This window comes from Pseudomonas sp. MONT-RG-20F-20-E-7-02 (assembly GCF_022662395.1).
Taxonomy (GTDB): Bacteria; Pseudomonadota; Gammaproteobacteria; order Pseudomonadales; family Pseudomonadaceae; genus Aquipseudomonas.
Genome location: NZ_JAKNQN010000004.1, coordinates 15,505 through 29,547, shown reverse-complemented (window position 1 = coordinate 29,547; position 14,043 = coordinate 15,505). Strand labels below are relative to the sequence as shown.

General features: G+C 60.6%; 13 protein-coding genes. 5 read left to right on the top strand and 8 right to left on the bottom strand.

The window, feature by feature from the left end; all coding sequences use genetic code 11:
* Position 1 precedes the first annotated feature (1 nt).
* A complete protein-coding gene (algB, locus tag L8I05_RS13080) occupies positions 2–1,348 on the bottom strand; it encodes a sigma-54-dependent response regulator transcription factor AlgB (protein WP_094949662.1) in 1,347 nt (448 codons plus the stop codon).
* 390 nt (positions 1,349–1,738) lie between these two features.
* Here algB and L8I05_RS13075 point away from each other — a divergent pair, with 390 nt between their 5' ends.
* From L8I05_RS13075 to L8I05_RS13055, 5 genes are all read left to right on the top strand, one after another.
* Positions 1,739–2,023 (top strand): hypothetical protein, encoded by a 285-nt coding sequence (locus L8I05_RS13075; RefSeq protein WP_242169416.1) that lies wholly within the window; start codon positions 1,739–1,741, stop codon positions 2,021–2,023.
* A 77-nt stretch (positions 2,024–2,100) separates the two neighbouring features.
* A complete protein-coding gene (locus L8I05_RS13070; protein WP_003170804.1) occupies positions 2,101–2,265 on the top strand; it encodes a DUF1328 domain-containing protein in 165 nt (54 codons plus the stop codon).
* A 2-nt stretch (positions 2,266–2,267) separates the two neighbouring features.
* Complete coding sequence (locus tag L8I05_RS13065) at positions 2,268–2,735, top strand: inhibitor of vertebrate lysozyme family protein (protein ID WP_159953525.1); 468 nt, start codon at positions 2,268–2,270, stop codon at positions 2,733–2,735.
* 728 nt (positions 2,736–3,463) lie between these two features.
* Complete coding sequence (gene gltP / locus L8I05_RS13060) at positions 3,464–4,795, top strand: glutamate/aspartate:proton symporter GltP (RefSeq protein WP_159953526.1); 1,332 nt, start codon at positions 3,464–3,466, stop codon at positions 4,793–4,795.
* Positions 4,796–4,893: 98 nt separating this feature from the next.
* Positions 4,894–6,123 (top strand): spore maturation protein, encoded by a 1,230-nt coding sequence (locus L8I05_RS13055; protein ID WP_242169415.1) that lies wholly within the window; start codon positions 4,894–4,896, stop codon positions 6,121–6,123.
* Between the two features lie 94 nt (positions 6,124–6,217).
* On the opposite strand, the gene L8I05_RS13050 is transcribed toward L8I05_RS13055, so the two are convergent.
* The 7 genes from L8I05_RS13050 to L8I05_RS13020 all read right to left on the bottom strand — a co-directional run bounded on the left by L8I05_RS13050 (position 6,218) and on the right by L8I05_RS13020 (position 13,969).
* On the bottom strand, positions 6,218–6,829 hold the full coding sequence (locus L8I05_RS13050) for an ABC-type transport auxiliary lipoprotein family protein (protein ID WP_242169413.1): 612 nt from the start codon (positions 6,827–6,829) through the stop codon (positions 6,218–6,220).
* A complete protein-coding gene (locus tag L8I05_RS13045; protein ID WP_197626181.1) occupies positions 6,826–7,764 on the bottom strand; it encodes an MlaD family protein in 939 nt (312 codons plus the stop codon). Before L8I05_RS13045 ends, L8I05_RS13050 begins: the two co-directional genes overlap by 4 nt.
* A 1-nt stretch (position 7,765) precedes the next feature.
* Positions 7,766–8,569: an ABC transporter ATP-binding protein gene (locus tag L8I05_RS13040; RefSeq protein ID WP_242169411.1), complete on the bottom strand. Its 804-nt coding sequence runs from the start codon at positions 8,567–8,569 to the stop codon at positions 7,766–7,768.
* A complete protein-coding gene (locus L8I05_RS13035) occupies positions 8,566–9,714 on the bottom strand; it encodes an ABC transporter permease (RefSeq protein WP_242169409.1) in 1,149 nt (382 codons plus the stop codon). The genes L8I05_RS13040 and L8I05_RS13035 overlap by 4 nt, the downstream gene beginning before the upstream one ends.
* 54 nt (positions 9,715–9,768) lie before the next feature.
* Positions 9,769–10,800 carry a DUF5924 family protein gene (locus L8I05_RS13030; protein WP_242169407.1) on the bottom strand — a complete coding sequence of 344 codons (1,032 nt, stop codon included), beginning with the start codon at positions 10,798–10,800 and terminating at the stop codon, positions 9,769–9,771.
* 67 nt (positions 10,801–10,867) lie between these two features.
* A complete protein-coding gene (locus L8I05_RS13025; protein WP_242169405.1) occupies positions 10,868–12,253 on the bottom strand; it encodes a pitrilysin family protein in 1,386 nt (461 codons plus the stop codon).
* Positions 12,254–12,310: 57 nt separating this feature from the next.
* The gene (locus tag L8I05_RS13020; RefSeq protein WP_242169403.1) at positions 12,311–13,969 is read right to left on the bottom strand and encodes a Na/Pi cotransporter family protein; all 1,659 of its coding nucleotides are present in this window, start codon (positions 13,967–13,969) and stop codon (positions 12,311–12,313) included.
* Positions 13,970–14,043 lie beyond the last annotated feature (74 nt).

Here is a 14,043-nt window from a genome sequence, read left to right as displayed (position 1 = left end):
CTCACAGGTTGTACTGTTTACGTTTGCGGTACAGGGTCGACGCGTCAATGCCGAGAGTGCGGGCCGCCTGGTCCAAGGTATCGCTGGTGGCGAGCACCGCGCCGATATGGGCTTTTTCCAGCTCATCCAGGCTCAATGCCGCGCCGATACGCGGCGCATTGTTGGTCGGCTGCTCGGCCATCCCGAGGTGGCTGATTTCAACCTTTTCCTGCGGGCAAATGATGCTGGCTCTCTCAACAACGTTTCGCAGCTCACGGATATTCCCTGGCCAGCGGTAGTTGAGCAGCGCCTCACGCGCGTCGTCGCTGAACCCGCGAGCCGGCCGGGCATATTCCTTCACGAAGCGCGCGAGGAAGCGGTCGGCCAGTGTCAGGATGTCCTCACTGCGTTCACGCAATGGCGGAAGGTGCAACGTGATTACGTTGAGGCGATAGAGCAAATCCTCGCGGAAACGGCCATCGCGCACCATGTCCTCCAGGTTCAGGTTGGTCGCGGCCAGGATGCGCACATCGGCACGGCGGGTGACTGGGTCGCCCACGCGCTCATATTCCTTGTCCTGGATGAAACGCAGCAATTTTGGTTGCAGCGTGAGGGGAAAATCGCCGATCTCGTCGAGAAACAGCGTGCCGCCGTCCGCCTGATTGACGCGGCCCAACGTGCTTTCGCTGGCACCGGTAAAGGCGCCGCGACTGTGGCCGAACAATTCACTTTCCATCAACTCCGCCGTCAGCGACGGGCAGTTGATGGTCACGCAGGATTTCTTCGAGCGCTTGCTCCAGCCGTGAATGGCACGAGCCAGTTCGCCTTTACCCGTACCCGACTCGCCCAGGATCAAGATGTTGGCGTCGGTGCCCGCAACTTGGCGCGCGGTTTCCAGCACCACCATCATGGCCGGGCTGTGGGAGTCGAGGCCGTCTTTGGGTTGGCGGACTTCGCCTTCCAGCGCTTCCAGGCGCGCCGAGAGTTGGCGTACTTCCAACTGCTTGGCGGTGGCCAAACGCAATTGGTCAGGGCTGCAAGGCTTGACCAGGTAGTCGGCGGCGCCGGCCTGGATCGCGTCCACGGCGGTGTCCACGGCGGAATGCGCGGTAACGATCACCACACGCATCCAGGGCGCCTGGATACGCATCTGAGCCAGCACGTCCAAGCCATTGTCTTCACCCAGACGCAGGTCCAGGAAGCACAGGTCGAATACCTGGCGTTGCATCAGGGCATCCGCTTGGGCGGCGCTGTTGGCGGTGGCTACGGTGTAGCCTTCATCTTCCAGGCAGTAACGGAAGGTGCGAAGGATCGCGGATTCGTCATCCACTAAAAGAATGCGGCCTTGAAGTTCCTTGGCTGATTCCATCTGTCCCACGCTCCTTAACTATGAATGATGGTGATTAGTCCCGGAATAATCGGGCAAGTTGCATGGTTTATTCTGATTGATAAACGGCATCTTCGCGCAGGTATCTGCACATCTCCCTACAAACGCGCCGATTGATGGCGTTTTCATGCCTTCTTGCCTTTTCGGCAACGCGTTATTCGGTTTCGATCCCTTGATCCGACCATTGACCATCGTGCATTTCGCACGGCCTGGATAGGGGCATCGTGCAGGATGCTGGGCTCTATGCTTGAGCATCATTCATAAACTGCTGATTTTATTGAGTTTTATTTTGTAAAAAACCTGGCATGCACTCTGCAATAACCCTCTCAACAGCGTCATGACCGAATAATCAAAATGCGGGAGAAATGCAGCATGACTCGCCAAAGCCTCAGCCAATTGCGTGTATCGCCACTGCGCTTGCAGCAAGGTCTGTTCGCCAGCCTGGCCTTGATGGTCACGTTGATTGCCGGCCAGCAGATGCAGCATTGGCAGCAGAGTCAGCAGCAAGCCCCGCAATTCGAACGTCCAGTGATGACCCAATCCCATTTCCGTTCCGTTGGCAGTGCGACTTCCGACGTAACCGCCCCGCAACTGAGAGTGGCTGACCAGGATTCGACCCTGGGCGAATTGCCTGCTCAAGAACGCTGGGTGTTCTAGGCAACAAAAGGTCGCTTGTTTGAGCGGCTGCACGGCACTACCGCTGTTACCCCTAAAGAAGCATAAGGAGAATCACCATGTTGAGTTGGGCAATCACATTTCTGATCATCGCCATTGTGGCTGCAGTCCTGGGCTTCGGTGGTATCGCGGGCACCGCCACGGGTATCGCAAAAATTCTGTTTGTGGTCTTCCTGGTGATGTTCATCGCTTCGTTCTTCTTTGGTCGTCGCGGCCGAGGCTGAATATGACCAGTTTGTCTCTCAAAGCCATTGCTGCCGCCCTGCTCTTGGGCGGTAGCGGCCTGGTGATGGCCGCCAACGACGGTCAATCACGGGCCAACGAATTGCTCAGTGCGGACAAGCAGTACCGCGAAACCTGGCAAAGCGTGGTGAAGAAAGAAGAGCGCCTGCCGGAATGGGTGATGAACCTGTCCGGTACGGCCGAGCAAATGAATGCCGTAGAAGAAGATGGCGACAAGTATTTGGTCGGTCCGCTGTGCGAAACGGCTGATACGTGCCTGAACAAGCGCCTGATCGTTGCCTTCAGCTACGACAAGGAAGATGCCTACGCCATGTTGGTGGAAGTCCCGGCCGGTTTACCGGCAGACAAATCCCCGACGCGGCACGCCGATTACCGCTTTATCGGTAAGCCGGACGAAGGCATGAAAAAGCTGCTGATGGAGCAGCTTAAGAAAGATCCGAATTGGTACTAGGTTCCGTCTGACGCTTCTATCGTCAACGGAGCCGGCGTCCATAGAAAGAAGCCCTCGCTTCTTTCTGTCTGCACCGCTCGCCAAGGGCGGTGCATGACCAGGGGGCCGGGTTGCTCTGATCAATCAAGATCGGCGTGACCTACGGGTACAGGGAGTGCCTGCGCAAGGGCCGGGTCAGGTGAAAAGCTGCGACGCAAGTTCACAAGTCCTCAAGCTTGCTGAACTTGCGACGAGCTTATCGCTCTCATCACGGGTCTCGTATGTCGCCCATAGTCGCTATTTTCTTTTCCGCCTCCTGCTAACCATTACTGGGTATGTCGGAGCGACCTTCTATCTAGAAAATTTTGCGCGCGCCATAGGACTTTTCCGACGCTAAACTCATCAAATCCCAGGCATTTTTGGCAGTGACCCACAGTCGTCCAATATCTCTGAGCGAGCCGGTATTGGCCGGTTCACGGCATATTCACCTGCCTAAATGGCATATTTGAACTGACCGTTCGGACAGTTATTTTCAAAAAAAGCCATGCCGATTCGGCATAGGGTAGGCGTTTACGGCATTAGACGTCGCACTCTTGCATGGGAATAGTTGCGCCTTTTTTCGCCTGCCAGTAAGCCATTTCGGCCACGCTGCGGTGACCTTCTACGGAGGCAGATGCACACACTTTTTCGCTTCCGAGCGTTCCAGATGGCGCATTTGCCTTAAGTCCACTTGAAGTAAGGGTAATGACATGAAGAAGGCAAAGCTAAGCCTCGCCTGGCAGATCCTCATCGGTTTGGTGCTGGGGATCGCAATCGGTGCAGTGCTCAACCATTTCAGTGCTGAAAAGGCCTGGTGGATCGGCAATGTGTTGCAGCCAGCGGGCGATATCTTTATCCGCCTGATCAAGATGATCGTGATCCCGATTGTGATTTCCTCGCTGATCGTCGGCATCGCCGGTGTAGGTGACGCGAAGAAGCTCGGTCGAATCGGCGTCAAAACCATCCTTTACTTCGAAGTGGTCACCACCATCGCCATCGTGGTCGGCCTCTTGCTCGCCAACCTGTTCCACCCGGGCGCCGGCATCGACATGAGTACCCTGGGTACTGTCGACATCTCCAAGTACACCGCCACTGCCGCCGAAGTGCAGCATGAGCATGCGTTCATCGAAACCATCCTCAACCTGATCCCGTCGAACATCTTCGCTGCCGTCGCCCGTGGCGAAATGCTGCCGATCATCTTCTTCTCGGTGCTGTTCGGCCTGGGCTTGTCGAGCCTCAAGCCTGAACTGCGCGAGCCGCTGGTAACCATGTTCCAGGGCGTGTCCGAGAGCATGTTCAAAGTCACTCACATGATCATGAAGTACGCCCCCATCGGCGTATTTGCCCTGATCGCGGTGACCGTCGCCAACTTCGGCTTCGCCTCCTTGCTGCCGCTGGCCAAGCTGGTGATCCTGGTTTACGTGGCGATTCTGTTCTTCGCCTTTGCGGTATTGGGCTTGATCGCGCGCCTGTTTGGCTTCTCGATCCTCAAGCTGATGCGCATCTTCAAGGACGAACTGGTACTGGCCTACTCCACCGCCAGTTCCGAAACCGTGCTGCCACGTGTGATCGAGAAGATGGAAGCCTACGGCGCGCCGAAGGCCATCTGCAGCTTCGTGGTGCCGACCGGTTATTCGTTCAACCTCGATGGTTCGACCCTGTACCAGAGCATCGCGGCGATCTTTATTGCGCAGCTGTACGGCATCGACTTGTCGATTGGCCAGCAATTGATGCTGGTGCTGACCCTGATGGTCACTTCCAAAGGCATCGCCGGCGTACCTGGCGTGTCCTTCGTGGTGCTGCTGGCCACCTTGGGCAGCGTGGGCATCCCGCTGGAAGGCCTGGCGTTCATCGCCGGTGTCGACCGCATCATGGATATGGCGCGTACCGCCTTGAACGTAATCGGCAACGCCCTGGCAGTACTCGTCATCTCCCGTTGGGAAGGCATGTACGACGACGCCAAGGGCGAGCGTTACTGGAACTCCCTGCCGCACTGGCGCAGCAAGCAAGCGCTGCCGACCGGCGAAACCAGCCGCGGCTGATCGTTGCTGAGTGCCTACACAAACCCCGGAAAAATCCGGGGTTTGTCGTTTCTGCCAGCCCCGCTATCATTCGCCCCATCTTTCGGGGGATTCAACTGATGCTCAATGGCCTGTGGCTTGGCTTCTTTGTCGTGGCAATGGTGTCAGCACTGGCGCAATGGCTGGTTGGCGGTAATGCCGGGATTTTTGCGGCGATGGTGGAAAGCATTTTCGCCATGGCCAAACTGTCGGTGGAAGTGATGGTGCTGCTGTTCGGCACCCTGACCTTATGGCTGGGCTTTTTGCGCATCGCCGAAAAAGCCGGGATCGTCGACTGGTTGGCCAAGGCCCTCGGCCCACTGTTTCGCCGCCTGATGCCCGAAGTGCCGGCCGGCCACCCGGCCATCGGCTTGATCACCCTTAACTTCGCCGCCAACGGCCTGGGCCTGGACAACGCCGCCACGCCCATCGGCCTGAAAGCCATGAAGGCGCTGCAGGAACTCAACCCGATCCCCAACACCGCAAGTAACGCGCAGATTCTGTTCCTGGTGCTCAACGCGTCGTCGCTGACGCTGCTGCCGGTGACGATCTTCATGTACCGCGCCCAGCAAGGCGCCGCCGACCCGACGCTGGTATTCCTGCCGATCCTGTTGGCCACCAGCGCCTCGACCCTGGTGGGTTTGCTTTCGGTCGCGGTGATGCAGCGCCTGCGCCTGTGGGACCCGGTGGTACTGGCCTACTTGATTCCCGGCGCGCTGGTGCTGGGTGGTTTCATGGCCTTGTTGGCCACCTTGTCCGCCACGGCGTTGGCTGGCCTGTCTTCGATTCTCGGCAACCTGACGCTGTTCGGCTTGATCATGCTGTTCCTGGTGATCGGCACGCTGCGCAAGGTCAAGGTCTACGAGGCCTTTGTCGAAGGCGCCAAAGAGGGCTTTGACGTTGCCAGGAACCTGCTGCCGTATCTGGTGGCGATGCTCTGCGCGGTGGGTGTGTTGCGTGCTTCCGGGGCGCTGGACTTCGGCCTCGAAGGCATTCGCCACGTGGTGGCCTGGACCGGCATGGACACCCGGTTTGTCGACGCGCTGCCGACGGCGATGGTCAAGCCGTTCTCCGGCAGTGCCGCGCGGGCGCTGCTGATCGAGACCATGCAAACCAAGGGCGTGGACAGCTTCCCGGCGATGGTGGCGGCGACGATTCAGGGCAGTACGGAAACCACCTTTTATGTGTTGGCGGTGTACTTCGGGTCGGTGGGCATCCAGCGGGCCAGGCATGCAGTGGGGTGTGCGTTGCTGGCGGAGTTTGCCGGTGTCGTGGCGGCAATTGCTGTTTGCTACTGGTTCTTTGGTTAAGGCTGAAAAGGCTATCGCAGGCAAGCCAGCTCCCACACCTTGATGTGTCAATACATTCAAAAATGTGGGAGCTGGCTTGCCTGCGAAGAGGCCTTCAGTGTTTCGCAGCAGCATTGCCCTGCTGCACCACCCAATCCACCACCTGCCTGTTCAACTGATCCCCCGCCTGCCCAAACGCCGCCACCACCGACGGCACCTTGGTGCCACCGACGTGCTGCCGGACCTCAAACCGCCGGCTGGCGATGATCCGCTGATCACTCCCACGCACCAGTCGCGCATCCAATCGGACCACGACTTCAACGGCACTGCCGTGGTACTCGCTCTGAAACGCCTGCAACTGCCCGCCCAGCTCATAGTCGGCCTGCAAGTTGGTCTCGTCGGTGCTCAGCAACGTCACTCGCCCGTCGCGTTGGAAGCCGTCCATAAACCGATTGCGCAGCAACACCGGCGTCGGGTCGCTCCAGCGCGAGTTCGCATAGCTGCTGATCAGGTCGCCATTGGGCACCACGGCAATGCGTGGGCTGTCGAGAAATTCGCTGCTCTGAGGCTTGCTTACGCGCAACGACCAGCTTACCGGTGTGCCTTGGGTGGTCGTTTGCGCCGAAGCCAGGCGGTACACGTCCGACGGGTCGGGTTTGGGCAGGATCGAGCACGCGCTGATCAGCGCCAGCGCCACAGGGGCAATCAGTTGGTAAGCACGCTTCATGGCGTGAACTCCTTGTTCTTGTCGCTGCCCAGCAGGTAACCGCTGGGGTTGGCTTCCAGGCGGCGGGAGATGGCGCGCAGCGAACCCAGGGTTTCGCGCAGTTCGCGCACGGCCGGCGCCAGTTCGTTGAGGCCTTGCATGCCGCTGTTCACCGAGTCCTTGTTGTTGGTCAGCAAGGTGTTGATGGTCGCGGTGCTTTGCTCCAGTGATTTCATCGCCTGCTCAGCACTGCCGAAGGCCTGCTTGCCTTGGTCATTGAGCAAGCCATTGGCGTTGCGCATCAGTACGGTGGTTTGCTCCAGCGCCGCACTGGCCTGTTTGCTCACTTGCATCAACTGTTGCATCACCACTTTGATATCGCCGCGTTGGTCGGCGATGGCGCCGGTGGTTTGTTGCAGGTTGTCCAGGGTATTGCTCAGGCGTTCGACGTTCTCGCGGGAGAACATATGGTTGGCGTTGTGCAGCAGCAGGTTAATGCTGGTCATCAAGTCGTTGCTGTTATTCAGCAAGCGCGCGATGGGCGACGGCGAGGCAATGATTTCCGGCAGGTTGCCGTCCTTGCCCTTGAGCTCGGGGCTTTGCGGTGTGCCGCCGCTGAGCTGGATGATCGAGGTGCCGGTGATGCCGGTCAGTGCCAGCTTGGCCTGGGTGTCTTCCTTGATCGGCGTTTGCCCCGCCAGCCGGATGCGCGCGAGTACCCGGCGCGGGTCATTGGGGTCCAGGCGCAGGCTGATCACGTCGCCCACCTTGATCCCGCTGTACTGCACCGAGCTGCCTTGGGACAGGCCGCTGACCGCCTCGTTGAACACCACCTCGTAATCCTGGAAGGCGCTGTCGATGCTGGATTTGGCCAGCCACAGCCCAAACAGCATCGCGCCGACCACCACGATTACGCTGAACAGACCGATCATCACATGATGGGCTCGGGTTTCCATGTCATACCTCGTTGAGCGATTGAGCGGCATCCAATGCCGCGCGGCCGCGGGGGCCGTGGAAATATTCGTGAATCCAGGCGTCGTCCGTTTCCGAGACGACATCGATGGCATCGGCCACCAGCACTTTCTTCTGCGCCAGCACCGCCACGCGGTCGGTGATGGTGTAGAGCGTGTCGAGGTCGTGGGTGACCAGGAACACGCTCAGGCCCAGCGCATCGCGCAAGGTCAGGATCAGTTGGTCAAATTGCGCCGCGCCAATCGGGTCGAGGCCGGCGGTGGGTTCGTCGAGAAACAGGATGTCCGGGTCCAGCGCCAATGCCCGCGCCAGGGCGGCGCGCTTGATCATGCCGCCGGACAGCGACGCCGGGTATTTATCCGCCGCCGACAGGGGCAGCCCGGCCAGCGCCAGTTTGACTGCCGCCAGGTGCTCGGCATCGCGGCGGCTAAGGCCGGCGTGTTCGATCAATGGCAGGGCAACGTTTTCGGTGACGGTCAGCGAGGAAAACAGCGCGCCCTTCTGGAACAGCACACCAAAGCGGCGTTCCACCAGCGAGCGTTCATGTTCCGAGAGGTTCGGCAGGTTTTTGCCGAACACCCGCACTTCGCCTTCGCTGGGCCGGCGCAGGCCGACGATGCTGCGCAGCAGCACCGATTTGCCGCTGCCGGAGCCGCCGACCACCGCCAGGATCTCGCCTTTATACAAATCCAGGTCGAGGTTCTCGTGCACGCTCTGGTTGCCAAAGCGGTTGCACAGCCCGCGCACTTCGATCACCGCCTCAGTGGGCGCACGGTGTAGACGGCTCACCAGCCCATCTCCATAAAGAACAACGCCGCGACCGCATCCAGCACGATCACCACAAAGATCGATTGCACCACGCTGGAGGTGGTGTGGGCGCCGACCGACTCGGCGCTGCCGCTGACCTTGAAGCCTTCAAGGCAGCCAATCGCGGCAATCAGGAAGGCGAAGATCGGTGCTTTCACCATGCCCACCAGAAAATGTTGCACGCCGATGTCCGATTGCAGCAGCGAGAGAAACATCGCCGGCGAAATATCCAGCGCCACGGCGCACACCACGCCGCCGCCGACAATGCCCGAGAGCATCGCCAGGAAGGTCAGCATCGGCAGTGACACCAGCAGCGCCATCACGCGTGGCAGCACCAGCAGCTCCATCGGGTCCAGGCCCAGGGTGCGGATGGCGTCGATTTCTTCGTTGGCCTTCATTGAGCCGATTTGCGCGGTAAAGGCACTGGCGGTGCGGCCGGCGATCAAGATCGCGGTGAGCAATACACCAAATTCACGCAGGAAAGAGAACGCCACCAGGTCCACGGTGAAAATGGTCGCGCCGAAACTCTTGAGCACCGTGGCGCCGAGAAACGCTACCACGGCGCCGACCAGGAAGGTCAGCAGTGCCACGATGGGCGCAGCGTCGAGGCCGGTTTGTTCGATATGCGCGACCATCGGCGTGAGGCGCCAGCGCTTGGGGCGGAAAATGCCACGGGCGAAGGTTTCGAGGATCAGGCCAATAAAACCGAGCAGCTTCTTGCTGTCCTGCCAAACCGTGTCCACCGCGCGGCCGATACGCGCGAGCACCTGAATGCCCGCGGCTTCTTCCGGCGCTTTGTCCGGCACACAAAAGTCATTCAGGGAGCGGTAGACGGTCTTGAGCAGCGCGCGGTCGGCGGCGGACAGGCTGCAATCGGTCTGCTCGGCGGATTGCTCGATGCGCTCCGGGCCCAGCAGCTCAACCAGCAGCGAAGCACCGGCCGTGTCCAGGGCGCCGAGGCCGTTGAGGTCGATGCGGGCGCCGGCGTCGTACTGGCCGTCGAGCGTGTCCGACAGCTTTTTCAGGTTTGCGTAGTGGGCAAGCGTCCAGTCTCCCGTAATCCTCAGCAATGGGGGAACGGAAGCGGTATCGAGGTGGGCAGCGCCGGCCGTAGTACGGGTGGTCATAAGCTCCGAGCTTGTTTGGCTATCCAGAATTCCTACGTAATAGCACGATACGGCCTACTTTGGCGTGTCCGTTTGTGCTGTGTCAGTGACTTTGAAGCGCAGCACACCGATGACCTGGCCGTCCTCCGTCAGCACCTGCACTTGCCAGCGGCCGACCGCATCGGCCGGGAAGTTCTGCTTGTGGGTCCAGGCGCGGTAGCCTTCCTTGCGCCCGCCGTGGATATCCAGGGCGATGCGGTCGACTTCTTTGCCGTTGAATTTCCACACGTGGTAAATCCGCTCATCCAGCCCGCGCGGCGCGTTGATCGCGGTGTAGGCGTACAGCCCGCCGCTGCGCAGTTGGGCGGCAGTGACTTCCTTGAGGTCGTCGCCCGGCGTGCGGTCTTGCAACTGGGTACTGATCGCCACTTCGGTCATCCACAGCGTGGCGGGCGGCACCCAACTGCGCAGGAACCAGCCGGCGCAGCCAATCGCGGCGGTCACCCCCAGCAACATCGCCCAGCCCTTGATGCTGCGCAGCGGCAGGCTCACCGCCAGGCTCGGGATCGACAGCGCCATGGCCACGCCGAGGGCCAGTTTGTAACTCTCGGCGGTGGTCAGGTGCAGGATGATCGGCAGCGCAGTGAGCAGCGCGGCGAACAAGGTCAGGGTGTGCAGCGCCAGGAACAGCGAGCGTTTCGGCGCCAGCCACTTGTAGTACAGCGGGTCGGTGATCGACACCAGCGCCGCCGCGCCGAGTAAACCGGTGAACACCGATTGGCCGCTGTTCCAGGCAGTGGTGACAAAAAAGAACGGCAACACAAAGAACAGACTTTCCTGGTGGATCATCTGGGTGGCGTAGCGCAGCAGCGGCTCTGGGATTTCGCGGTTGAAGACTTTGGTGAATAGCCGGGTAAAGCTGTTTTCCAGCATCAGCCACAGCCAGCTCACCAGCATGATCACCGCGATCCAGCTGGCCATGCCTTGCTGGCGATCCACCAGGATGAAGCTGCACACACCCGAAATAAAACCGCCGAGCGCGATCACCCCAGGGTAGCGCTTGATCAGTACTAGAATGCGCTGGATGAGAGGCGGCAGGTTTGTCATGGGCGGTTCACAGTGTGTGTAGGAAAAAGCCGAGACAGAATAACGTCTTAGCCCTGTGTTCGGTGCGTCATTGCGTGATCCGTTTGCGATAAAGCTGCAGGCCGCCCAACACAATGGCAATCAGCCCGAGTAGGCCGGCACCGAGCCAGGTCAGGCTGTCGTAGCTCAGCAGCGGTTTTTCAATGCGCCAATAGCCCGGCTGGTCGAACACCTGGCGCATGGCCTGGTTGGCCTGTTTCAGGCTAACGGCCTTGATGCGTTTGACCGGGTCGCTGAAATGGCCATCGGCGTAATCGCCGGCGGCACTCCAGTAATAATCCGCCAGCGCGCTGTTACCTTGCACGGCCCAGGCTTGGCGGGCGATGGCGGCTTGTTGCAGGCGGGCGAAGGTGGCTGCGTCGAGGCCGTCCTTGAGCAGTTGCGCCTTGAGGTCCTGCAATACCTGTTCGGCTTCGGGCAGGTTGTCTCGCTCAAGGTCGGCATTCAGGCTCAGGAAACCGACGCCGCCGAGCACTTCGCGTTCGCTCCACGGGCCGTAGGACAAACCGTGCTTGAGGCGCAGTTGGCGATAGAGCGCCCAGTCGAGGTAGTCCTTGAGCAGGTCGTAGGTTTCATCATGCTGGTCGTCCAGCACCGGCTCGGGGAACAGCCAGTGCAGCTTGGCGCTGTCACCGACCCAGCCGTGAATCAGGTCGCGATGGCTGGCGGCGGCGTGCTGGATTTCCGGCAGCGGCAGATGCTCGCTCGGCTCGACCGGGTCGAGTTGGCCATAGGTGCGTTCCAGGTAAGCCGGCAGCAGCTTGTAGAGGTCGCCGACGATAATCAGGGTCATGTTGTTGGGCGCGTACCAGTTTTTGCGCAGCGTCTCCAACTGCTCGCGGGTCAGGTGGTCGGCCTCGGCGCGTTCGGCGCACTTGAGCCCCAGTTCTACGGCCAATTGGTTGCTGGCCGTGTGGCCCAAGTCTTGGCGGTCGAGCAGGCGTTGCAGGTGCGAGTAATGGCCGCCGTCTTCGCGTTCGACCACCTGTTTGGCGGCTTGGATGTTGGCGTCGGTCAGCTCGGTGCGGGTGATGATGGCCAGCAGCAGGTCGAGTACCTTGCGCTGGTTTTGCGCGGGCGCTTCGATCACAAAGGTGGTGTCGGCGTTGCTGGTGTAGGCGTTCCACTCGCCGCCCAGGGCTTGCATGCGGTCTTCGAGGTCGCCTTCACCGCCGCCGTCGATGCCACTGAACAGCAAGTGTTCGAGCAAGTGCGGCAGTTCTTTCTCTTCGCAAGGGAAGTCGTCCAGGCCGACGCCTACCACCAGGCGGATGGCCACATGCCCGCGCTCGGTGCCGGGTTTGAGCAGCAATTGCAGGCCGTTGGGCAGGGTGTAGCCCTCGACTTGCAGGCGGTCAAAGGCAAAGGCGTGTGCAGAGCCCATAAGCAGGCAGGCGAATAACAGGCGACGCATAACAGCTTCCTGGCGAGTGAGGTCCATTGTTAACTGACTTCACTCGCCGTCGTACGTTCAGGGTGAGTGGGTGATGTCGGCAATATCTTCGGCCGAGAGTGCGCCGGTGTCGGAGGTTTCCAACACCACATAGGCGCTGCTGCAGAACAGCGAGTTGAGGCGTTTCATGTCGGCAATCAGCTCCAGGTGCAGGGAGCTGGTTTCCAGGCTCTGCACGATCTTGCGCTGCAGACGGCTGACGTGGGCGTGGGCCAAGCGGCGCTCCTGGGCGCGGAAGCGACGCTTCTCGCGCAGCAGCTGGCGGGCGCTTTCCGGGTCGGCACTGAGGAACACCGACAGGCCCAGGCGCAGGTTGGCAATCAGCTGGGTATGCAGGCCGGCCAACTCTTCCAGGCCGACTTCGGAGAACTGGCGGCGCTGCGAGGTTTTCTGCTGCTGGACCTTGCGCAGCATGCGTTCGATCAAATCACCGGCCAGTTTCAAGTTGATCGACAACTCGATGATCTCGGCCCAGCGGCGGCTGTCCTGTTCACTGAGGTCTTCGCGCGGCATTTGCGCCAGGTAAAGTTTGATCGCGCTGTACAGGGCTTCGACGTCATCACTGAGGCTGCGCATTTCCTGGGTGATAGCGGTTTGCTTGCCGCACAGCACTTCGAGCATGGCGGTGAGCATGTTGTCGATCAGGTCACCCAGGCGCAGGGTTTCGCGCGCGGCGTTGGCCAAGGCCAGGCTTGGCGTGTCGAGGGCGGCGAGGTCGAGGTGGCGGGGTTTGGCTTTGCCGTTGGTCTCGGCCTGTTCCGGCAGCAACCAGGCGCACAGGCGTGCCATCGGGCCGATGGTTGGCAGCAGGATCAGGCAGCGGCTGACGTTGTAGAGCAGGTGGAAGGTAATCACCATGCCTTGGGCACTGTAGTCCAGGCCGTCCATCCAGCCGACCAGAGGGTCGAGCACCGGAATGATCAGCAGCAAGCCAATCAGCTTGTACAGCAAGCTGCCCAGCGCCACTTGCCGACCGGCGGCGTTCTGCATGCTGGTGCTGAGGAAGGCCAGCACGCCACTGCCGATGTTGGCGCCGATCACCAGGCCGATAGCCACGTGCAGGCCAATCACTCCGGCGCCGGCCAGGGTTGCGGTGAGCAGCACGGCGGCCAGGCTGGAATAGGAAATCATGGCGAAGAGTGCGCCGACCAAGGCATCCAGCAAGATGTCGCCGGTCAGCGAGGCGAACAGCACTTTGACGCCTTGGGCATGGGTAATCGGCCCGGCGGCTTCGACGATCAGTTGCAATGCCAGAATGATCAGGCCCAGGCCGATCCCGACGCGGCCCATCTGCCCTGCCCGCGTCTGTTTGCGCGACAGGAAGAAGATGACGCCGAGGAAGATCAGCAGTGGCGACAGCCAGGACAAGTCAAATGTCAGCACCCGCGCCATCAACGCCGTACCGACGTCGGCACCGAGCATGGTCGCCAGGGCGGGCATCAGCCCCATCAGGCCCTGGCCGACAAACGATGTAACCAGCATCGCCGTGGCGTTACTGCTCTGCACCATGGCCGTCACCAGGATACCGGCGACAAATGCCAGCCAGCGCTTGGACATGTTCTGCCCGATGACTTGGCGCAAGTTGGAACCGTAGACCCGCAAGATGCCGGTACGGACGATGTGCGTGCCCCAGATAAGCAGGGTCACGGCGGAAAGCAGATTGAGCAAGGTCAGCATGCTCGGCCCCCCGTGTGGGTTAGCTCAAAGAAGAGCAAATAAGAATTGCCGCGTGCCGCTCTACGTCTTGTACT